This is a genomic window from Salinibacterium sp. ZJ450, from assembly GCF_011751885.2.
In the GTDB taxonomy this organism is placed as follows: Bacteria; Actinomycetota; Actinomycetes; order Actinomycetales; family Microbacteriaceae; genus Ruicaihuangia.
This window is the reverse complement of record NZ_CP061771.1, coordinates 1597643-1619149: the sequence shown is the minus strand read 5'-3', so window position 1 is coordinate 1619149 and position 21507 is coordinate 1597643. Positions and strand designations below refer to the sequence as shown.

18 protein-coding genes are annotated in these 21507 nt (G+C 64.7%); 11 read left to right on the top strand and 7 right to left on the bottom strand.

The annotated features are described in order from the left end of the window. Positions 1-133 precede the first annotated feature (133 nt). The 3 genes from HCT51_RS07650 to HCT51_RS07640 form a co-directional block, all read right to left on the bottom strand. Positions 134-925 carry a PspA/IM30 family protein gene (locus HCT51_RS07650; RefSeq protein ID WP_166872203.1) on the bottom strand — a complete coding sequence of 264 codons (792 nt, stop codon included), beginning with the start codon at positions 923-925 and terminating at the stop codon, positions 134-136. A gap of 17 nt (positions 926-942) precedes the next feature. Further along, positions 943-1536, bottom strand: coding sequence for a hypothetical protein (locus tag HCT51_RS07645; protein ID WP_166872205.1), 594 nt, complete (start codon positions 1534-1536; stop codon positions 943-945). An 85-nt stretch (positions 1537-1621) separates the two neighbouring features. Next, positions 1622-1993, bottom strand: a complete 372-nt coding sequence (locus tag HCT51_RS07640; protein ID WP_166872208.1) for a DUF1622 domain-containing protein — start codon at positions 1991-1993, stop codon at positions 1622-1624. A gap of 209 nt (positions 1994-2202) precedes the next feature. Here HCT51_RS07640 and pulA point away from each other — a divergent pair, with 209 nt between their 5' ends. The 3 genes from pulA to HCT51_RS07625 all read left to right on the top strand — a co-directional run bounded on the left by pulA (position 2203) and on the right by HCT51_RS07625 (position 10116). Next, positions 2203-7992: a pullulanase-type alpha-1,6-glucosidase gene (gene pulA / locus HCT51_RS07635; RefSeq protein WP_166872211.1), complete on the top strand. Its 5790-nt coding sequence runs from the start codon at positions 2203-2205 to the stop codon at positions 7990-7992. Between the two features lie 205 nt (positions 7993-8197). Then, positions 8198-9106, top strand: coding sequence for a nuclease-related domain-containing protein (locus HCT51_RS07630; protein WP_224760729.1), 909 nt, complete (start codon positions 8198-8200; stop codon positions 9104-9106). Positions 9107-9387: 281 nt separating this feature from the next. Then, positions 9388-10116, top strand: a complete 729-nt coding sequence (locus HCT51_RS07625; protein WP_166872214.1) for a hypothetical protein — start codon at positions 9388-9390, stop codon at positions 10114-10116. 33 nt (positions 10117-10149) lie between these two features. Here HCT51_RS07625 and HCT51_RS07620 read toward each other — a convergent pair whose 3' ends face one another. Beyond that, a complete protein-coding gene (locus HCT51_RS07620) occupies positions 10150-11373 on the bottom strand; it encodes an NAD(P)/FAD-dependent oxidoreductase (protein WP_166872217.1) in 1224 nt (407 codons plus the stop codon). A 141-nt stretch (positions 11374-11514) separates the two neighbouring features. After that, complete coding sequence (locus tag HCT51_RS07615; protein ID WP_166872220.1) at positions 11515-12096, bottom strand: helix-turn-helix domain-containing protein; 582 nt, start codon at positions 12094-12096, stop codon at positions 11515-11517. A gap of 72 nt (positions 12097-12168) precedes the next feature. Here HCT51_RS07615 and HCT51_RS07610 point away from each other — a divergent pair, with 72 nt between their 5' ends. From HCT51_RS07610 to HCT51_RS07600, 3 genes are all read left to right on the top strand, one after another. After that, positions 12169-13104 carry an NAD(P)/FAD-dependent oxidoreductase gene (locus tag HCT51_RS07610; protein ID WP_166872223.1) on the top strand — a complete coding sequence of 312 codons (936 nt, stop codon included), beginning with the start codon at positions 12169-12171 and terminating at the stop codon, positions 13102-13104. Positions 13105-13160: 56 nt separating this feature from the next. Beyond that, positions 13161-13436, top strand: a complete 276-nt coding sequence (locus HCT51_RS07605) for a putative antibiotic biosynthesis monooxygenase (RefSeq protein WP_166872226.1) — start codon at positions 13161-13163, stop codon at positions 13434-13436. Positions 13437-13642: 206 nt separating this feature from the next. Further along, the gene (locus tag HCT51_RS07600; RefSeq protein ID WP_166872229.1) at positions 13643-14086 is read left to right on the top strand and encodes a hypothetical protein; all 444 of its coding nucleotides are present in this window, start codon (positions 13643-13645) and stop codon (positions 14084-14086) included. 315 nt (positions 14087-14401) lie between these two features. Here HCT51_RS07600 and HCT51_RS07595 read toward each other — a convergent pair whose 3' ends face one another. Then, positions 14402-14830, bottom strand: a complete 429-nt coding sequence (locus HCT51_RS07595; protein WP_166872232.1) for a hypothetical protein — start codon at positions 14828-14830, stop codon at positions 14402-14404. Between the two features lie 591 nt (positions 14831-15421). On the opposite strand from HCT51_RS07595, the gene HCT51_RS07590 reads away from it, so the two are divergent. Next, positions 15422-16045, top strand: coding sequence for a mycothiol-dependent nitroreductase Rv2466c family protein (locus tag HCT51_RS07590; protein WP_166872235.1), 624 nt, complete (start codon positions 15422-15424; stop codon positions 16043-16045). Positions 16046-16269: 224 nt separating this feature from the next. Here the strand turns inward: HCT51_RS07590 and HCT51_RS07585 are convergent, their stop codons facing one another. Then, positions 16270-17205, bottom strand: a complete 936-nt coding sequence (locus tag HCT51_RS07585) for a LysR family transcriptional regulator (protein ID WP_166872239.1) — start codon at positions 17203-17205, stop codon at positions 16270-16272. A 76-nt stretch (positions 17206-17281) separates the two neighbouring features. Here HCT51_RS07585 and HCT51_RS07580 point away from each other — a divergent pair, with 76 nt between their 5' ends. From HCT51_RS07580 to HCT51_RS07565, 4 genes are all read left to right on the top strand, one after another. After that, entirely contained in the window at positions 17282-19012 is a 1731-nt protein-coding gene (locus HCT51_RS07580) for an L-aspartate oxidase (protein WP_166872242.1), read from the top strand. A gap of 136 nt (positions 19013-19148) precedes the next feature. Next, complete coding sequence (locus HCT51_RS07575; protein WP_166872245.1) at positions 19149-19949, top strand: alpha/beta hydrolase; 801 nt, start codon at positions 19149-19151, stop codon at positions 19947-19949. A 153-nt stretch (positions 19950-20102) separates the two neighbouring features. Continuing rightward, positions 20103-21026 (top strand): TIR domain-containing protein, encoded by a 924-nt coding sequence (locus HCT51_RS07570; RefSeq protein ID WP_166872248.1) that lies wholly within the window; start codon positions 20103-20105, stop codon positions 21024-21026. Between the two features lie 148 nt (positions 21027-21174). Beyond that, positions 21175-21336 (top strand): hypothetical protein, encoded by a 162-nt coding sequence (locus tag HCT51_RS07565; RefSeq protein WP_166872250.1) that lies wholly within the window; start codon positions 21175-21177, stop codon positions 21334-21336. The last annotated feature ends 171 nt before the right edge of the window (positions 21337-21507 follow it).

Here is a 21507-nt window from a genome sequence, read left to right as displayed (position 1 = left end):
GCAGCAAGGTACCTGCGGAGTCCTGGCCCTCCCGTGGGGTTTTCCATGATGCACACTCCAATCGCGGCGATCGTAGGATGCACATTCCACTGGGAGCAATGGGGTGGTGCCGCAGTTTTCCGTGGCTACCGTCTCATGGAGCGGGGTCTGGTGGCTTGGGCGGGGACGCAATGCTCAGCCACGCGTTCGGTCCCTTTGCCTCTGTGTCAGCGTCAGGCTGGCGGCCTGACGTGCTGGCGTTCTTCATCGCCTGGAGTTGGCGGTCGACTTCCGCCTTCGCCGCACCCGCTGCCAGTTGTATTTCAAGGTCCTCATCCGGTGCTGCAGTGAGGTCGTGGAGCGCGCCGCTGGCCAGCAGTTCATCGGTGGCATCGGCGCGGGCCTGCATTTGAGCAATACGGTCTTTTGCGCGGTTGAGGCTGGCCCCAACATCGCTCGTCTGGGAGTCGAGACCCGCCGCGGCCTCGTTCGCCCTCACTCGCGCGGCGGAGGCGGTGTAGTTGGCTTTGATCGCCTCCTTTTCGGTCCGGAATGCGGCGATGCGGTCAGCGAGACGGCGCTCATTGTCTTGCAGTTGGCTCTGCTGCTGCTGGAGCGCGGTGTACTGGTCACGGATCGTCGCGACTTGCCGCTTGAGGAGAGCGCGACGCTCCAATGCCGTGCGGGCTAGGTCGTCCTGGCCCTGATTCAGAGCCTCTTGAGCTTGATCGGACAGGCGTTCGTAGCGAGCGCCCATTTCCTGGCCTTGAAGGTCGATCCGTTTCTTCGCCGTCGCAACCTCGGCCAACCCCAGGCGCACCTGTTGCAGCATCTTCACCTGTTGGTCGTAGCTGTCGTCGAGGGCGTCACGCGGGTCTTCCATCCGGTCGAGCACCCGGGACGATTTGCTGCGGAAGATCGTTCGCAAGCGGGCGGTGAGGCTCATTTCTGGTTTCCCTCGATTCAGGCGATCCGTCGATGCTGCCACTGCGGTTCGGACAGCACATCGTTCCCGTTGAGTGCGTGCAACTCCTGCACCCCGGCGTGCAACGCAGCGACCTCCCGATCGACGTCGGAGCGCAGCATGGTCAGGGTGTCGTCGGTGACACCGTCCAGCCCCGTTGCGACGGCTGAGCGCACTCGGCGCACCAACCCCGCCACCTCGTCAACTTGGCGGCTGGCCACGGGTAACCGCTCGGCAAGAATGGCGGCGTCGTACTCGCTTTCCATCAGCCGCAGCTGCCATTCCAGCGTCTCTCCTGCGCTTCGAATTCGACCGAAGAGGCGGAGAACTTCACCGCGCGGGCCGTCATTACGCTGCGCGAGGTCGACAGCCGCCTGCCCACTGTCGAGAGTCTCCCTCAGGCGGACCCGCAGTTTCAAAACCTTCCGTTGGGCGCCCCGACTGAAGCGGGCACGAGTACGAAGCACCGCACCGCCCAGGGCGCGGCTGCCACGAATCCGTTTGTACAACAGCCGCACTATGACGGCGACCCCGACAATTTCGGCGAAGATGATGCTCGCGAGTGCTAGTAGCACCCAACCCAGTTCGCTCATGCCTACCACCCGCGCTTTCCCTCGCTGCGATGCTTCCATCACAGCACGATCGAAGGGTAAAAGCGACGGCTACCAACCGTGCCAGTCAACCCGTGCCTGGGGCGGATTCGGTCGTCGCCTCTGTCGGCTTCTGCCACGGCCACCTCCCGCTGATTTCCAGTTGCAGGACCCAGCTGAGAAATGTTCGGATGAGCACGATACCGCCGAGCACAGCGACGGACTGGAGCGTGGGCGTCACCGCGACCGTGCGGATGATGTCGGCCGCGACCAGAAACTCGAGGCCAAGCAGAATCGCACGCCCGAGCACACGACGGAATCGGGTATAGATCGGCCTCTGCCGACGCAATCCGCGCAGGCCTGCGTCTACGACCGCGTAGATCACTCCAACGATGATCGCAAGCACTCCGATAACGTCCACGACCTGGCCGATTGCCACGATTACTGAGCCGATCTCCATGTTGACCTCCATTTCGGTGCCAGCACTGGAGCCGGAGCCAGGATTCGGTGCGGGTGCGCTACCCCATCTCTACCGCGGCTGCCCTGTCGGGCACAACAGCGCGCGACCGTGCGGGCTCTTATGAAAACGCTTGCACAACCGCAGCCTGAACCGATACGTTCTCACCTGTCGCCACTCGAGCGTTGATGTGCACACCACTGGGAGAGTCAATGTTGACTAATCGCGCCACTGCCACACGTTTCCTCGCCACGATCGCAGCTGGTGCGCTCGTCGCGTCGGTCCTTGCGCTTGTGCCCATGGCCGCCGCCGCGGAGGACGCGCCAACAGTAGCCCTGGTCGGTAGCCTGCAGTCGGAACTCGGATGCTCGGAGGATTGGCAGCCGGCCTGTGACGTCTCCGAGCTGGTTCCGACCGGCACCGAGAACGTCTGGTCCGCTGAGTTCACCGTGCCAGCGGGAACCTTCGAGTACAAGGTGGCGCTCAACGACGGCTGGGACGAGTCCTACGGCCTCAACGGCGGCGGAGACAACGTCCCGCTGACTCTCGCCGGCGAGAGCACCCTGCGCTTCACCTTCGACCTCGCGGCAAAGCGCATCGGCCTCGAGGCTGTGTCGCTGGCCGGCGCATACTCCGAGGCCGACGCCGACCTGGTGGCAGCCCCCATCCGCCAGCCCGGCAGCGACGAACAGTTTTACTTCGTCATGACCGACCGGTTCGATGATGGCGACCCCACGAACAACACTGCAGGTCTGGGCACTGACCCGATGCTGTCTGGGTTCGATCCCACCAACAAGGGTTTCTACAACGGTGGCGACCTCGCCGGTCTCCGCTCGCAGCTCGACTACATCGAGGGTCTCGGCACGACCGCGATCTGGCTCACCCCGTCGTTCAAAAACAACGCCGTGCAGGGGTCCGGCAGCAACGCCTCCGCCGGATACCACGGCTACTGGATCACCGACTTCACCCAGATCGACCCGCACCTCGGCACCAACGCCGAGCTCGAAGCGCTCATCGCCGATGCGCACGAGCGGGGCATCAAGGTCTACTTCGACATCATCACCAACCACACCGCCGACCTGATCGATTACGAGGAACAGCAGTACTCCTACATCGACAAGGCCACCTCGCCGTACCGAACCTCGGCGGGCGAACCATTTGACCCGGCCGAGTACGCGGGCACGAGCGAATTCCCCACCCTGGATGCCGCGACCTCCTTCCCGTACACGCCGACGGTCAGCACAGAGAACGCCAACCGTAAGGCGCCGGCGTGGCTCAACGACCTGACGCTGTACCACAACCGCGGTGACTCCACCTTCCAGGGCGAGAGCGCCCTCGACGGGGACTTCTCCGGCCTCGACGACCTTATGACCGAGCATCCGACGGTCGTCAACGGATTCGTCGACGTCTATCAAGACTGGGTTGACCTCGGCATCGACGGCTTCCGGATCGACACGGCCAAGCACGTGAACCCCGAGTTCTGGGAAACCTGGACCACCGAGGTGCTCGACTATGCCCACGCGCAGGGCAAGCCGGAATTCTTCATGTTCGGCGAGGTCTACGACGCGGATGCCGCGAAGCTGTCGCCGTATGTGCGCAACACCGATATGAACTCGGTGCTCGACTTCGCGTTCCAGTCGCAGGCCACGAATTTCGCGGCGGGCAACTCGGCCAGGGGCCTCAGCCAGCTATTCGCCAGCGATGACCTCTACACGACGCCGGACTCGAACGCTTACGCGCTGCCGACCTTCCTCGGCAATCACGACATGGGCCGCGTCGGCTACTTCATGAAGAACACCGATGCCCCGCTGGACCGTGATGAGCTCGCGCACGAGCTGATGTATCTCACCCGCGGCCAGCCTGTCGTCTACTACGGCGACGAGCAGGGATTCATGGGCGCCGGTGCCGGAAACGACAAGGACTCCCGCCAGTCATTGTTCGCCACCCAGGTGACCGAGTACGCGAATCAGCCGCTCATCACCGGCGAGACCGCCGGATCGGTCGACCGATTCGACACCACCGCACCGCTGTACGGGCACATCGAGGCCCTGTCTGAGCTGCGGAGCGGCCATCCCGCGCTCTCGCAGGGCGCGCAGATCGAGCGATACGCCGACAACGGCGCCGGTGTCTACGCGTTCAGCCGGGTCGACCGCGCCGAGAAAATCGAGCACCTCGTCGCGCTCAACAACTCCACCGCGAACAAGACGGTGACCCTGGCCTCGCTGACCGAGGGGGCGACATATTCGGTGCTCTACGGCCCCGCGGCATCCGGCACCACATCGAACAATGCGGGTGAACTCACCCTCACGGTTCCCGCGTTAAGCGCCGTCGTGCTCGTCGCCGATCGTGCCGTGACGGCACCGGATGTCGCGGCCGCGGTCTCGGTGGACGTGCCAGCGGCCGGAGCCGGCGTGACCGGCGTCTCGGCCGTCGGCGCTGACGTCGACGACGCCACCTGGCAGGAGACCAGCTTCGCCTGGCGGGTCGTCGGCGGCGCCGACTGGAGCGCCCTCGGCACCGCGGAAGACACCAGTCCCCGCGTCTTCCACGACACCACAGGGCTGGCGAACGGCACGCTCATCGAATACCGAGCAGTGTCCACGGATGCCGCGGGTAACCGTGCCGCCGCATCCAGCTACGCGTCGGTCGGCAACGCGGTGAGCCTCGGCGACACCGTGGAGCCGGAACCGGAGATCAACCTGGTCACCGTGCCGGGCAGCCACAACTCCGAGATGGGCTGCGCCGGCGACTGGCAACCCGGCTGCGAGGCGGCAGCGCTCATCCTCCGCGCCGACGGTGTCTACGCGGGTACCTTCGACATCCCCGCCGGCGACTACGCCTACAAGGTGGCGATCAACGGCACTTGGGACGTGAACTACGGAGCCGGCGGCGTACCGGGCGGCGCCGACGTCACGTTCACGGCACCGGGCGGCCCCGTCACCTTCTACTACGACCCGCGAACGAACTTCTTCCAGAACACCGCGCAGGGCGCCATCGTCGTCGCGCCCGGCTCGTTCCAGGATGAGGCCGGATGCTCCGGCGACTGGCAACCAGACTGCCTCGCCACCTGGCTGCAGGACACCGACGGCGACGGCACCCTCACCTGGTCATCGAGCGCCCTGCCCACCGGCTCGTACGAGGCAAAGACCGCGCACAACCTGAGCTGGGATGAGAACTACGGCCTCGACGGTGTGCGGAACGGCGCAAACATCCCGTTCACCGCGACCGAGGGCAAGGAGGTGCAGTTCAGCTACCATCTGGCCAGCCATGTGCTCACGATCACCGTGACCGACCCGCCGCTCGCCGGCACCGGGCAGCTGCGCGCTCACTGGCTGAGCGAGTCCACCATCGCCTGGCCGCGGGATCTGCTGCCGACCAACGCCAACCCGGCGAACCTCGATTACGCGCTGCACTCGTCGGCGACAGCCGACCTAGCGGTCGTCGACGGTGAGGTGACCGGCGGTGACGCCCTCGAGCTCGAGTACGACCCGGCCGGTCTCTCCAACGAGGAGAAGGCACGGTTCCCGGCGCTTGCCGATTCAGTCGCGCTGCGGCCCGTTGGCGCCGACCGCGCCGCGATCGAGCAGCTGCTGACCGGCCAGCTCCAGGTTGCGCAGCACGATGGCGCCACCCTGAACGCGTTCACGGGCATCCAGCTGCCCGGCGTCCTCGACGACCTCTACGCCGATGCCGCGGCCGATCGAACCTTCGGCGCCACCTGGACGAAGAAGACGCCCAGTCTGGCGCTCTGGGCTCCGACCGCCCAGAACGTCGACGCCCTCGTCTGGCTGCGCGGGGACGCGGCCGAGCCGGAGCGCATCGCTCTCGAGCGTGAATCAGACGGCTCGTGGACGACTACCGGGACCAAGAAATGGGCCGCGGCATCCTACGTCTACGAAATCACCGTCTACGCGCCGTCCACCGGCGCGATCGAGGTGAACCAGGTCACCGACCCGTACTCGGTTGCCCTCACTACGAACTCCACCCGCTCCACGCTGGTCGACCTCGCGGACAAGCAGTACCGCCCGAAGGTGTGGGATAAGACGAAGGCACCGGTGATCGAGAACCCCGTCGACCGCTCGATCTACGAGCTGCACGTGCGTGACTTCTCGATCTCCGACGAGTCCGTTCCGGAGGAACTGCGCGGCACGTATGGCGCCTTCGCGGTCGACAGCGCCGGCACCGACCACCTGGCCGAACTTGCGGATGCCGGGCTCAACACCGTGCACCTGCTGCCGACCTTCGACATCGCCACCATCGAGGAGGATCGAGCCGCGCAGCTGGAACCGGCCTGCGACCTCGCGTCGTTCGGTCCGGCATCGCCGGAGCAGCAGGCCTGCATTCAGGCCATCGCCGACAAGGACGGCTTCAACTGGGGCTACGACCCGTACCACTTCTCGGTGCCGGAGGGCTCATACGCGGTGAACCCGGCGGGCGGCGAACGCGTCGCGGAGTTCCGCAGCATGGTGGGCGCCCTGCACAAGACCGGTCTGCAGGTCGTGCTCGACAAGGTGTTCAACCACACCGCCCAGAGCGGGCAGGGCGACAAGTCGGTGTTCGACCGGATCGTGCCCGGCTACTACCACCGCCTCGACGCGCAGGGGAGCGTGCAAACCTCAACCTGCTGCCAAAACGTGGCAACAGAGCACGCGCTCGCCCAGAAGCTCATGGTCGATTCCGTCGTGCTGTGGGCGACCGAATACAAGGTTGACGGATTCCGATTCGACCTGATGGGCCACCACTCGAAGGCCAATATGCTCGCCGTCCGGGACGCCCTCGATGCCCTGACGCTCAAGAAGCACGGAGTGAACGGCAAGGCCGTCTACCTCTACGGCGAGGGCTGGAACTTCGGAGAAGTCGCGAACAACGCCCTGTTCGAGCAGGCCACCCAGGGCCAACTCGGCGGAACCGGCATCGGCACCTTCAACGACCGGCTACGCGACGCGGTGCACGGCGGAAGCCCGGTCGACGGGTCCACCGTGCAGGAGCAGGGATTCGGCACCGGGCTCGGAACCGACCCGAACGGCGCCCCGATCAACGGCACGACCGACCAGGCCCTGGACCGGCTCGCGCACGAAAGCGATCTGGTGCGGCTCGGTCTTGCCGGCAACCTGCGCGCCTTCAGCTTCGTCTCGGCCGATGGCACGGTGAAGCGCGGCGACCAGCTGGACTACAACGGGTCGCCCGCGGGCTACGCCGATCAACCGGACGAGGTGATCAACTACGTTGACGCGCACGACAACGAGACGCTGTTCGATCTGCTCGCCCTGAAGCTCCCGGCCGACACGGCCATGGCCGATCGTGTGCGTATGAACACGTTGTCGCTGGCCACGGCGACGCTGTCGCAGACCCCGTCGCTGTGGCACGCCGGCACCGACCTGCTCCGGTCGAAATCACTCGACCGCAACAGCTACAACTCGGGGGACTGGTTCAACCGCATCGACTGGACCGGCCAGACGAACAACTTCGGTGTGGGCCTGCCGACCGCGGCGGACAACGAGGACAAGTGGCCCCTCATGATTCCGTTGCTCGAGGATCCGGCCCTCAAGCCGACCTCGGGGGACATTGCGTTCGCCACCGCCCAGGCCCAGGATTTGCTGCGGCTCAAGCATTCGACCGAGCTGTTCCGGCTCGGTGACGCGGGGCTGATCGGTCAGAAGCTGACATTCCCGGGCAGCGGTCCGGATGCCGCGCCGGGGGTCATCGCGATGAGCGTAGACGACAGGATCGGAGCGGACGTCGACGACGACCTCGACGGGCTTCTCGTGGTGTTCAACGCCAGCCCCGAGGCGCAGACCGTCGTGCTGGGCGAGCTCGCCGGGCGCGATTTCAGACTTCACCAGATCCAGGCATCCGGCACGGATTCGGTGGTCAAGCAGACGACCTGGAATGCAGCGACCGGAACCGTCACGGTGCCGCCGCGCACGGTGTCGGTGCTGGTCGACCCCGAGCGGGTAGCGAGTACAAAGCCCGGAAAGGGGAACCGCGCGTTCGTAGGTTGAGCTGTCATCCGAGTTCGTGAAACCGTCGCGGTCGCTCATCCCGCGGAAGGCGCGACTGAGATCCGTCAATTGGTTCTTCCCGTGGATCGGGAAGAACATAACGCCAGACTTCAGCGGAAACAGGACGGGCGCAGAGAGCAATGACTGGCACAACTGATCGGGACGCTAGCCGGAGATATTTCCCTAAACCTCTAGGGTCGTCGGTGTGAGCGATGAAGCGGCGGGGGCGCCGAAGACGATCCAACTTCGATACGCCGGAAAATGCCGGGGGTGTGACCGCGAACTTCCGGTCGGCACGACCGCAGTGCACGACCGCGAAGCCAGGAAGGTCACCTGCCTGAACTGCATGCCAGAACACGCTTCTGCCGGTGAGACGCATCCGGCCCCGAAGACTGGCGACCTTCCCACGAGCGAAGACCCCGTGCGCCAACCTGAGACCGCGGAACCCGCAGCAGTCTTTGCAGGCACTGCTGGCGCCTCGGCTCAGCGGGAGTACGAGCGCCGCCAGAAGAGTCGCGAACGCCGAATTCAAACAAAGCACCCACTGATCGGCGGACTCATTCTCGCTATGAGCGATGATCCTCAGAGCACGAGGGCATGGGCGACCGGAGCGGCCGGCGAAGAACGTCTGGGCCGTCGCCTCGACAGACTTGCCAACCATGGCTTGCACCTGCTCCATGACCGGCGCATCCCACGCAGCAGAGCCAATATCGATCACATGGTTGTGGGGCCTTCTGGGGTGTTTGTCCTAGACGCGAAGAAGTACAAGGGTCGGCCCAGTCTGCGGGTTGAAGGAGGCATCATTCGGCCGCGGGTCGAGAAACTGATCGTGGGCTCGCGCAATTGCACAAACCTCGTCGAGGGCCTGCACAAACAGGTCGAACATGTGCGCTCTGCGCTCGATTCAGCCGACCTCGGCCAGATCCCTGTCACAGGAATGCTCTGCTTCGTGGAGGCCGACTGGCCGCTCATCGGGGGACACTTCACCATCGGCGGCATGCACGTTCTGTGGCCGAAAAAAGCTACCGAACGCGTTTCAAAACCCGGCCACATCGATGCCGTACTGGCCGAACGCGTTCACCGGTTACTCGCAGGGGCGTTCCCGCCAGCCTGACCCCTCCCGCGCTCGTGCGGACCGCGATGGTCATGCTTGCTCGTGCCCACGGAAAAACCCCCGGCTACAAGGGCCGGGGGTTAATGCACTGTCTCAACCAGTACCCGCCAGCCGAAGCTGGAAGTCTGGGAGCAAGCATACGCCGCGGCGATCTGGCAGTGCTGCGCGAGGTCTGTCCCGAGCCGACACGGGGCTTGACACGCGGGCGGCGAGGGGCGGAACATTCCTGCGACATCCCTAGGACTGACGCGATTCGGCTTCGCCGTCGGTAAGGAGCTCTGATGAGTGACCAAGAATCGATCGGGCGAGACGGTCGAGGTCCTCTCCGGTTGGCGGCGGTGCTAATCCTGACCGGTGTTGTCGTCTCGGCGCTGGCCGGGCTCGTGCATCCCGAGGGCGCCGATGCCAACGATCATGCCGCGATCTTCGCCCTGTACGCCGCCAGCGACCTATGGACCGCGGTGCACCTCGGCCAGTTTGTTGGCATGGCTGTGCTCGTGGCCGGTCTGGTCGCGCTGTACTTTGCGCTGGATCCGCCGGTGCGCGCCCCGATGTGGCTCAACCGATTCGGGGCGCTGTCCGCGATCGTCGCTCTGGCGTCCTACGCGGTCTTGCAGGCCGTTGATGGCGTCGCCCTCAAGCACACCGTCGACGCCTGGTCGAGTGCCTCCGGCCCAGACAAGGCGTCGTACTTCGCCGCAGCGGAGGCGATGCGCTGGCTCGAATGGGGCGTACGCAGCTATCAGAGCTTCATGTTGGGACTGGCGTTAATCCTGTTCGGCGGCGTCATCATCGGGACCGCACGAGTCAGCAGCATGATCGGCTACCTGATGGCACTATCGGGAGCGGCCTACGTCGCCCAGGGCTGGATCATCGGAGCAAGCGGTTTCTCGCCGGCCAACCGCATACCCACCCTTGCTGGCATTGTGCTGATCGTCGTCTGGAGCGTCTGGCTTCTCGTCATTGCCCTCCGGGCGCCAGCAGCTCGGCATGGCTCCATCCGCACCTAAGGTGGGCCGTGCTGGCTCGGTCAACCCGGTTCTTCAGCGGAGCGGGTTGAATGGCGCAATGACGGGATCCGTCTTCCCTGTGACGATGCGTTCGGCGAGCATTTTGCCCGTGGCCGGTCCCAGCACGATGCCCCACATGCCATGACCGCCGGCGACGTAGACACCCGGGGCGCGGGTGGCGCCGACGAGGGGAAGGCCGTCCGGGGTCACGGGGCGGGAGCCAACCCATTCGTCGTGCCGGTCGTCCAGGTCCAACCCGGTCAGGAGCGTGCGGGCTTGATTGACGATGGCCTGGATTCGGCGGGGCTGCACCGGTTCGTCGGCTTGGCGGAATTCCATGGTGCCGGCAATCCTCAACCGGCCTTGGTAGGGGGTGCAAGCGATGCGTTGGAACGGGAGGTAGACGGGATGCCGCGCCGGCTCGTCAGTGTCGACGGTGAACGAATACCCGCGTCCGGCCTGTACACGCACCTTCACGCCGAGGGGGCGAGCCAGCTGGGGCAGCCACGCCCCGGTTGCGATCACGACCGAGTCCGCGATCATCCGCTCACCATCGGCGAGCGTCACACCCGGCTGACCCGCGGAGTCGACCGACCTGACCGCAACCCCGGTCTGCAGCTTCCCGCCGCGGGCGGTGACAGCATCCGCGAGCGCCTGCACGTACGGGCCGGGTTCGATGAACCGCTGCCCGTCGAGGCGGTACGCGACCTTCACTGCGTCGGATAGCTGCGGGGCGAGCTCACGAGGGTTCTCGAGCCGTTCGATCGGGACGTCCTGGCCGTGTCGGATGACCCCTTCGATCTCGCGCAGGAACCCTTTCGAGTGTGCTTCCTCGGTGAACCCGATCACGAACGGACCCTTACGTGTCTCCGCGGCAACGCCCCCGGCGGTCAGCTCATCGAAGCACTCCAACGCCATTCGGTCGATCGGAGTGAGCGACGCCATGGTGCGATCCCACGCCCCGTGCGTGCCGTGCGACGCGAACCGTGCCAGAAACGACCACAGCCCCGCGTCGACTCGGAATGGCACGTGCAATGCGGCGTCTGGATCCATCAACGCCCTCGGCCCGTAGGTCCACAGACTCGGATCCGCCAGCGGGATCGTCTTGCCGGGCGTCAGCCAACCGGCGTTCCCCCACGATGAACCCGCCGCGACTCCGGTGCGGTCGATGACGGTGACCTCGACGCCATGCTCCTGGAGATGCCAAGCCGTGGCCAGCCCCACCATCCCCGCCCCGACGACGATCGATCGCACCATGTCGCGTCCTCTCTGACACGCAAATAAAGATTCATCAGCAGTATGCATGAGCCCGGTGGGGTTCGGTCGATCCGGGTGGCACTAGCGGCGCGTGCCGGCTCGCATCAGCGGTTAATCACCCAGTCGAGCGCTATTGCTAGGTCACCGAGTCGCAGCGCGTACGTGGAGCCGTTCTCCTTGCTTTCCGAACAGGCTCAGGATCTCGGCGGCTTGTGTGCCGGTGCTCCCGAACCAGTGCGGTGTGCGGGTGTCGAACTCGGCCACTTCGCCGGGTCCGAGCTCGAGATCGTGTTCGCCGAGGATGAGACGCATCCGGCCAGAGAGTACGTAGAGCCATTCGTATCCCTCGTGTGTCTTGAGCTCGGGTAGCTGGGGGACGGCTGGAATGACGATCTTCCACGATTGGATGCCCCCCGGCTGACGGGTGAGCGGAATCACCGTGCGGTCGTTCATTCGTCTCGGTTTGAGGCGGAGGCGTGGATCTCCGACATCCGGAGCGCCGACAAGGTCATCGAGAGGCACTCGATAGACCTGTGCCAAGGGCAGTAGCAATTCAAGGCTGGCCCGGCGCTGTCCGGTCTCGAGGCGAGACAGCGTGCTCTTGGATATTCCGGTGCGCTCGGCAAGATCGGCAAGCGTTACTCCGCGGAGTTGACGCAATCGCTTGAGTCGCGCCCCGACTTCGCCGAGCGCCGCAGCAGTAACGGCGGGGGAGGACTCCATTCCGTCTCCTCCTCATCCCGGAAACAGCAACAAATGTTGGTGGTCTGCGAACGATATCGGACTGTTGATGGCATGAGCCATGAACAATCGGAACAATACGATGTGCTGATCGTGGGCGGCGGCGCCGCTGGGCTATCTGCAGCGCTCGTACTCTCGCGGGCGCTTCGCCGCGTTGTGGTGATCGACGCCGGGAGTCCGCGGAACGCGCCGGCCGCACACATGCACGGGTACTTGTCTCGGGAGGGTCAGCCGCCCGCGGAACTATTGGACATCGGACGGTCCGAGGTGCGCGGCTATGGCGGAACAATCGTCTCCGGCACTGTCACCACCTTGGACGGCGACCTCGAGAGCGGCTTCGGAGTCGTGCTGGCTGACGGACGCCAGCTGAGCGGACGCCGGGTACTGGTTACCACCGGGCTGAGGGATGTGCTGCCGTCAGTCCCGGGAATCTCGGAACGGTGGGGGCGCGATGTGCTGCACTGCCCTTACTGCCATGGCTGGGAGGTGCGCGATCAGCCGGTCGGTGTCCTCGGCGGCACACCGGAGGCGGTTCAGCACGCCCAACTGGTCCGCCAATGGTGCCCCGACGTGGTGATCTTCACCCACGGTGACGCCCTGACCTCCGAGCAGCGGATGCAACTCACCGCCCGCCACATTCGAATCGTCGACGGCCCCGTACGTCGCCTCATTATTACCGACGATGAGATCAGCGGAGTGCAACTCGAAACCGGCCAGGTCGTCCGGCGCAATGCCATCTTCGTCCGCCCGCGATTTGCCGCCAACAGCGACCTACTCAGCTCGATCGGATGCGCCTGCACCGAGGACGGCTGGGTGCGCACCAACGACGTGAGCGGCACCAGCGTGCCAGGTGTTTGGGCCGCCGGCAACGCGGTGAACCCCCGCGCTCAAGTCATCACGGCGGCCGGAGAGGGGTCCACCGCCGCGATCGCGATCAACAACGACCTGGTCATCGACGACATCCGACGCGCCGCTCGCGATCTTGTCTGACGTGCAACCAGATCCCGAAACCTGGCCACCGACCGTAGGAGAGACCACAATGCCCAATGCCCAATACCCGATCCACCGCTGCGCCCGCCGTGGTCCGCCCGCCGTCGAAACACGAGATGGCGCTCATGATCTGGCTCGCCGTGTTTCCTACTCTGCTGATGATCAACCTCGTGCTCAGCGAATGGCTCACCATGCTGCCTACCGCGGTACGCACGCTTGTCCTCGCAACGATCGCGGTGCCCATCGTGATCTACGGCCTTTTGCCGATTTTGCACAAGCTGCGGCGCACGATCCTCGCGAGGCGAGCAGTGGCGATCCTCGCGAACAAGTAGACCCGAACTCGCGCCCGTTTTTTCGAGCGCACGTATCCGCCCACCTGTATGGTTCGAGCCAAGGACAGAATTTGGTCCCAGATCGCACCCGATAGCCGGACCTCATGGTCACTAATGACACTGCCCCAGCGCCGCGACTCCGCGGCTCCGCCGTTTCGGAGCTCCCGCTCTACCGCCTTCACATACTGAGGTTTGGCTACGCCTTCATGGCGGTTGGCCTGATCATCGTGAAATGGCCGCTGTTCTTCGATCACATCGAGAACATGCCGCTGTTCGAGGGCGTGGTCGCATGCATCCTCACCGCCATGTCGCTGCTGGCACTGCTCGGCTTGCGCTATCCAATTCGGATGCTGCCACTGCTGCTTCTCGAAGTGCTGTGGAAGGTCATCTGGCTGTCCGCCGTAGCCTTGCCGACAGCGTTGGCGGACGACATGGACGGGGCCATGGAGGCAATGGTGTTCAGCTGCGCGCTCGTCGTCGTGATCATCGGACCCGAAATCCTTGCCAGCCCACCGGATAGCACGGGCCAGGTCGTGTTCACGGGCGCGGCGTGGGTCATCAACCTCGTCGTGGCCGAGTACGTCATCCGCCGTCGGGCTCGCGCAGCTGCCGCGGACGTTCCGGGGGTTTACGTCACGATCACGGGCTGACAATCAGAGGCAGAGGTGAGGGAACGAATCGAAGTGCACGCCGAATGGCATGGTGTGCGATTCCTGCATTGTGAGCTGCCTCTGCCCCCTCATGGTTCGGGCGTCAAGAAAACAGGTCTCATCTTCGACGGGCTGGAGTACCCGGAACTTGCCACCGGTGTGGTCCGGACCCGTCGGCGTCACGGTCGAGAGCCGGTCAATTCAACCGGAGGAGGTCGATAGTCTTGCGGGACCAAGAAGGGGATCCAGACAGCACGACCAGCAAGCCACAACCGCAGTCACCCACCCCCTCGGCGGAACGGGCCTCGGCAGTGCTCAGCAGGTGTTCTCGACGGCATCCTCCAGCGTCGACAGGGACGTACCCAGCGTCTGGACGGCTGTGCCGACGTCGCTGATCGTCTGCGCCGAGGGCGAGGTAATGGCCGCGCCGACGCTAGAACCGACCGAGGCAGAGGCCTGCTCGACGGCGTCGATCTCGGTGGCATACTCGCCCTTGGCCTCGTCCTTAACCTTGCCCAAATCGGATTTTACCTGGGTGAGGTTGTCCTGCAGCTCCGCCAGTGCGCCCTGGTTAAGGTCGACGGTCGTCACGTCCGCGACTGACGCCTTAAGCGAGCTGACCGCCGAACAAACCGCGGGCGGTTCGTCCTGCGCCTGCGGTTCAGTCTGGGCACATCCCGCGGTGATCGTTGCCGTCAGGAGGGCTCCCGCGGCGAGAAAAAGGGCAGTAGCCCGATTCATCATGGCAGCCACGGTACTCCGCTGCGTGTCGGCAGCATCATCCGTAGCGGGTGATCCGGGCCCGGCGGGCGGCAGCCATGATTCCGTGAGTCAAGAAGGACGCGTTCGTCAAGAAGAAACTTCGCGAAGGCGGAGGCTCTTTATGAGAGGCAGCTCGTCGAACTGGACGAGTACCGACTCAGGCGTGCCGTTCTCGCGTGAGGCGTGGCCGGTGAACGATGTGAACGTCATCGGCCGACCGTCACGAGCGCCCAGAAACGAAAGAGGCGACCCGGGAGGGTCGCTTTATTCTGTTGCGGGAAGTTCGGAATATTCATTTCGGCCCCGAAACACAGAGGGCGCGGATGTCCCCGCCAAGAGGCATTTTACGCATTGACTCTCGAATTCCACTTGCCACCGAAGCCGCCCCAGCGGGATCAAATAGCGCCGGGTATGGAAGAACCCCCAGCCAAAGGAGCCGGGTCTCAACCAGCACCCCAGATCCCTGGCAGCGTCGCCTGCCTCATGCGCCTGAACCGCTGGTAGTGCATCGCCACGAACCCTTCGATGAACGCGACGCGGCAATCTTCCGGATAAGTCAGGTCTAATGGGTGAATGAATTCTCCCGCCGCCGCCTCTCCGACCACCGTTGACTTTTGGTTCGATCCATCCTGCCCGTGGGCTTGGATGGCCAGCCGTTGGGTCGACGAGGTTGCGGAACGGCGAGACCTGGATGTCACCTGGCGGATCATGAGCCTGGCGGTCCTGAACGAGGACAAGGATGTCTCGGACGATCACCGCGCCTTCCTGCCTCGCTCCCTGCGGTACGCCCGCCTGGTCGCCTCGCTCGGCGAGGTGAGCGGGGCCGAGGTAATCAAGCCCTTGTACGATGCGCTCGGCACACGAATCCATCCCGGTGGACAGAAGGATGCCGAGGAAGTGATCGCCGCCGCGCTGGCCGAATTGGGGCTGGATGCCGCTCTCGCTCGGTATGCCGACAGCGACGAGCATGACGCGGCGCTCCGGGCAAGCCACTTCGACGGTATCAGCAGGGTCGGGCAGGACGTCGGCACGCCTATTATCGCCGTGAACGACGTCGCATTCTTCGGGCCGGTGATCTCGCCTGCGCCGACTGGCGAGATGGCGCTGACCCTATGGGATGGCATCGTCGCCGCCGCCAGTTACGACGGCTTCTTCGAGCTCAAACGGTCTCGAACACGGGAACCGCAGTTCGACTGAGGTGTTGAGCCGTCGAAGATCGCCCACGCGACGGTCTCGTTGGCGACAAGCGGGGCGATGTCCGCGATAGCTCGATGATTGGCGAGATGGAACCCGACACCATCCCGACTGCATCAGTGAGCATGCGGCACACCCGATTTCGCCTCCCTACGCGGTTGACCTTCGGTCCCAGCCCACTCGATTCGTGGGGCACGACCGTGGGTGGTGGCAAGCGTTTCCGGAGATCACGCACCCACATCGGCGCGGCGCATAGTCGCCCCCGCCCTGGCCGCGAGCGCTGTAGCGGTGGTGGCGATCGTGCGCTGCATAACCTCGACCGCGATGGTCGACGCGACGTCCCTCGGGCGGGCGAGGCTGATCGTCCGGGTGAGCGACGGCCGCGCGAGTCGCACCGATCGCAATCCCGGGCGGTCGATGAGCACCATCGCAGGGACGATCGCGACACCGAGCCCGCGTTCCACGAACCGCAGCACAGCATCCATCTCCGCTCCCTCGAGCACTACATCGGGCTTGAGATCCGCCGCCTGAAACGCGGCATCGGTCGTGCTGCGGAGGTCGTAGGTCGAGCTGAACACGATCTGCGGCAGGCCCGCGACATCCTCGAATCCGATGGTGTCGCGTGTCGTGACCGGGGGCGCGCCAGCGGACGAAATGACCACGAGCTCCTCGACGAGCAACGGAGTCACCGTGAATTGTCCGGCGGAAGTCGCATCGGACGTGGTGATCAAGGCGAGGTCGAGCTCGCCACCGGCCAATTCGTCGAGCAGCCGCCGCGATCCCTGCTCCGAGAGATGCAGCTCGATGGCGGGATGCGCCGCGTGGAACGCGCTGAGAACCTCTGCAACGAGGCTGATGCACAGCGTGGGGGTTGCGCCGAGTCGCACCCTGCCGCGCTGTAAGCCGGCGAGCTCGGCCAGCTCGCGACGGACGGACTCCGCGTCGGCGAGCATCCGTCGCGCTAAGGGCAGCAGTGATTCGCCCGCGATCGTGAGTGTGCTGCCACCTCGCGAGCGATGGAACAGCTCGGCGCCAAGGTCTTGCTCGAGCGAGGCTATCTGGCGGCTCAGAGAGGGCTGCGCGAGATGTAGCTGCTCGGCGGCCCGCGTGAAGTTCCCGAGTCGAGCCACCTCAACGAAGCTCTGCATTTGCTCAAGGTTCATCTCGATAGCGTATCTGCATCGAATTCACTAGCTTTATGCATTGGAGTAATCCAAAGCGAGTGCCTAGCGTGGAAGCATGAGCGCGTCAGAACGTCAAATATCCACTTCAGTCCTCGTGATCGGCACCGGAGGGTCGGGGCTCCGTGCCGCGATCGAACTCTCCGAAGCCGGAGTGGACGTGCTCGCGGTCGGTAAGCGCCCCAAGAACGACGCCCACACGTCCCTCGCGGCCGGCGGCATCAACGCAGCGCTGGGCACGATGGATGCCGATGACAGCTGGCAGCAACACGCCGCCGACACGATCAAGGAGAGCTACTACCTCGCCAACCCGCACACCGTTCAGGTAGTCACCGAGGGTGCGCGCCGAGGCATCGAGGACCTCGAGCGTTACGGGATGCCGTTCGCGCGCGAGGACGACGGCCGGATCTCGCTGCGGTTCTTCGGTGCGCACAAGTACCGCCGCACCGCATTCGCAGGCGACTACACCGGGCTCGAAATCCAGCGCACCCTCATCAACCGGGCGGCCCAACTCGACATCCCGATCCTCGACAGTGTCTACATCACGCGCATCCTCGTGAAAGACAACGTCGTCTTCGGCGCCTACGGCTTCGACATCAACGACGGCACCCGGTACCTCATCCACGCCGATGCGGTCATCCTCGCAGCCGGCGGCCACAACCGAATCTGGCGCCGCACCTCCTCGCGTCGCGACGAGAACACCGGCGACTCGTTCCGCCTGGCCGTCGAGGCCGGAGCACGACTGCGGGATCCCGAGCTCGTCCAGTTCCACCCCTCGGGCATCATCGAACCCGAGAACGCGGCCGGCACGCTCATCAGTGAGGCGGCGCGCGGCGAGGGGGGCATCCTGCGCAACGGCCTGGGCGAGCGCTTCATGCAGAACTACGACCCCGAGCGCCTCGAGCTCTCAACCCGTGACCGGGTGGCGCTAGCCTGCTACACCGAAATCAAGGAGGGCCGCGGCACTCCCAACGGCGGCGTGTGGCTTGACGTCTCACACCTGCCCCGCGAGACGATCATGACCCGCCTGCCACGTGTGTACCAGACAATGCTCGAGCTACAGATGCTCGACATCACCAAGGAGCCGATCGAGATCGCACCGACCGCGCACTACTCGATGGGCGGCGTGTGGGTCCGCTCCGAGGACCACAGCACCGAGGTCGACGGCCTGTACGCGATCGGCGAAGCCTCCAGTGGCCTGCATGGAGCCAACCGGCTGGGCGGTAACTCGCTTATCGAGCTGCTCGTTTTTGGTCGTATCGTCGGACAGGCGGCCGCCGCCTACTCCGCAGCGTTGCCAGCTCAGAAACGCTCTGCCGAGGCCGTCGCCGAAGCGCGCGGGGAGATCGAGGCCCTGCTGGCGGCATCCGGCGAAGAGAATGTGCGAGCCCTTCAGCGTGCGATCCGTGACACCATGACCGCGTTCGCGGGTGTCGTGCGCGACGAGGAGGGGCTCTCTCAGGGCCTCGCCGAGCTCGACGCGATCGAGGCGCGCATGTCCGACATCGGGGTGCACCCGGATGTCGCGGGCTACCAGGATCTGGCTCACGCGTTCGATCTGAAGGCGGCTGCGCTCGCGGCTCGAGCCACCCTCGAGGCGGCGCGCGAGCGTCGTGAGACTCGTGGTGCACACAATCGCAGCGACTACCCGGAAATCGACCCCGAGCTGCAGGTGAACCTCGTCTGGTCACCTAGAACCGGTGTCGTGCGCGAGGAGATCCCACCGATCCCAGCAGAGATTGCCGACCTGATCCAGGAGGTGTCGGTCGCCGGCAAGCTCGTCGAGTAACCCCTGTTTGAATCGATGCTGATCGACCGTCTAGATCGCATTCAGCCGGCGAGCTCGCTACTTTCACCTGCCAAGGGGGAGGTGTACAAAGGATGGTGGAGCGAAGGAGCGCGATATGGCGACATCGGCATCAGATATGGCTCCCAACACAATCGTGCTGATCCACGGCTTTTGGGTCACACCTCGCAGCTGGGAGCATTGGAAGCGGCACTTCGAGGCCAAGGGCTACACGGTCTTGGCGCCCGCGTACCCAGGCCTCGAGGTTGAGGTCGAGGCTCTCCGCGCCGATCCGACACCGATCGAGCAACTCCAAGTGGCAAAGATCATCGACATGCTCGAGAACATGATCGGGAAACTCGACCGCCCGCCCATCATCATGGGCCATTCCGCGGGCGGGGCGTTCACCCAGATCTTGCTCGACCACGGATTCGGTGCAGCGGGGGTGGCGATCAACTCGGCGCCCACCGAGGGCGTGAAGGTAATCCCGCTCTCCCAGATCAAGTCCTCGTTCCCCATCCTGAAGAACCCCGCGAACCGGCATCGAGCGGTCGGCTTGACGCCGGAGCAGTGGTACTACGTGTTCGCGAACACGTTCAGCGAGGAGGAGTCGCTGGCACTGTACGAGCGGTACCACATCCCTGCCTCCGGCAATATCTTCTGGGGGAGCGCGCTCGCGAACATCCACCCGGGGAAGGATGACACCTACGTCGACTACCACAACGACGCTCGGCCGCCCCTCCTGTTCATCTCGGGGAAGCAGGATCCTCTCTTCCCGCCAAAGGTGGGCCATTCGAACGTCAAGCATTACGAGTCGAACACGGTGACCGAGATCGTGGAGTTCGACGGACCACATCTGTTGCCTGCGATCCCAGAGTGGGAAGCCGTCGCAGACTTCGCGCTCGACTGGGCCCTGAAGCACGCGACGACGATCCGTTAGGAATCGCGGTCGCGGTCGCGCAGCGGGCGCTATGGGTGCGGATCCACGTGACGTTGAAGAAGAAGCAACCACCAAGCCGGCTTGCTGAACCGTTTGTTGACCATGGGGCCAGAAGCGCCACACTTGTTCAGCGAGCTTCCGATGGGAGGTCACGTGGACAAGCCGCGCATCTTCATAGGGTCCTCAGGAGAGCAAGCGAAGCTCGTCCAAGCCCTGACTCGTGGCCTCGGCGATGTCGCACATGTGGATCCGTGGACGACATCCTTCGATCTCGGAAGCACCGCGATCGAACGGCTCCTCGAACTCACCCGTGAAGTCGACTTCGCGGCATTCGTCTTCGCCGGCGACGACTGGACGAAAACCAACACGACAACTCCGGCACCCGCAGTCGGCCAGCCCTCTCCGCGGGACAACGTCGTCTTCGAAGCGGGTCTGTTCGGCGGGGTCCTGGGCATGCGCCGGACTTTCATCCTCCATGCAACGGCCGCGAAGCTGCCGTCCGACCTTCTCGGCCTGACGTCCGTGCGGTATGAGGACGCGACGGACACCGCAGAAGTGAGAGGAATAGTCAAGAAGCTTCGGGACGCGATCGATAGCCAAGGCCGCGCGGCCCGCATCGAAGGCTGGTGGTGGCAGTTCTCGCTGACGGACCGCAGCCGCGAACCGTCCGCCGTGAGCCTCCTCCGAATTTCGCGTGATCGTTCCGGGGCGTTGCAACTTGCCGGTCGGGCCTGGCGAGAAGACGGCGGCCTGTCGGCCCGTTATTGGAGTGAGGCGACGAAGGAGCGAACGGACGTGCCCGGCATTTTCTTCTACTTCAGGGGTGAACGGCCGCGCGATCCCAATGCGCCGACAATCGAAGGCACCGGACAGATCCTCCTGGAGTCAGCCGATCGCGGAGCGGGGTACTTCACCACACGCTCCGACCTTCACCCGGATGTGGAATTACGCACATCCGGCGTCTTCCTCCGCGCGGACAGCCAAGACGCGAACATCCTGGATTCCGAAGACAACGCGTCGCGCGCTGCGCTTCTCGCGGAGAGACTGGGGCGCTGGAAAGAGATCCTCGACTTCTGAGTCGATACAGGACACCCGTTCATCTCAACGCTTCCCAACCCCACGTCGGGGCGGCATTGCTGCTGCGCCATTGCTGCCCGCTCAGCGTCCGAGCCGCCACGCCTCAGAACCCTCACCGGACCCGGACCGGGCCAGACGGGATCCTCATGTGAAGGTCAGTTTTCACCATGTGCTGATCGACGGCGCCGTCGGCAAGGCCGTAACAGCAGCGTCGGACTACTTGAAATCTGTAGAACCCACCGCGGGCGAAGAGTCGTACGATCCGAAAGCGGGATCCGCCAGGCTTGCCTGGCGGCAGGCTCTGACGTGACAGCGCTCCACGATTTCGGCGGCTGAGCAACCCGAGGTCACTACTCCCTGCAACAGCATCCGTGAGAGTGGGCCCCAGGACGCTGCCAGCCTTTGATTTCCCCTGTAAGTCCGGTAGATGAGCTGCGATCGGTTCGCCGCGTCGACATAGCGTCTCCTTTTCTTGGCCCGG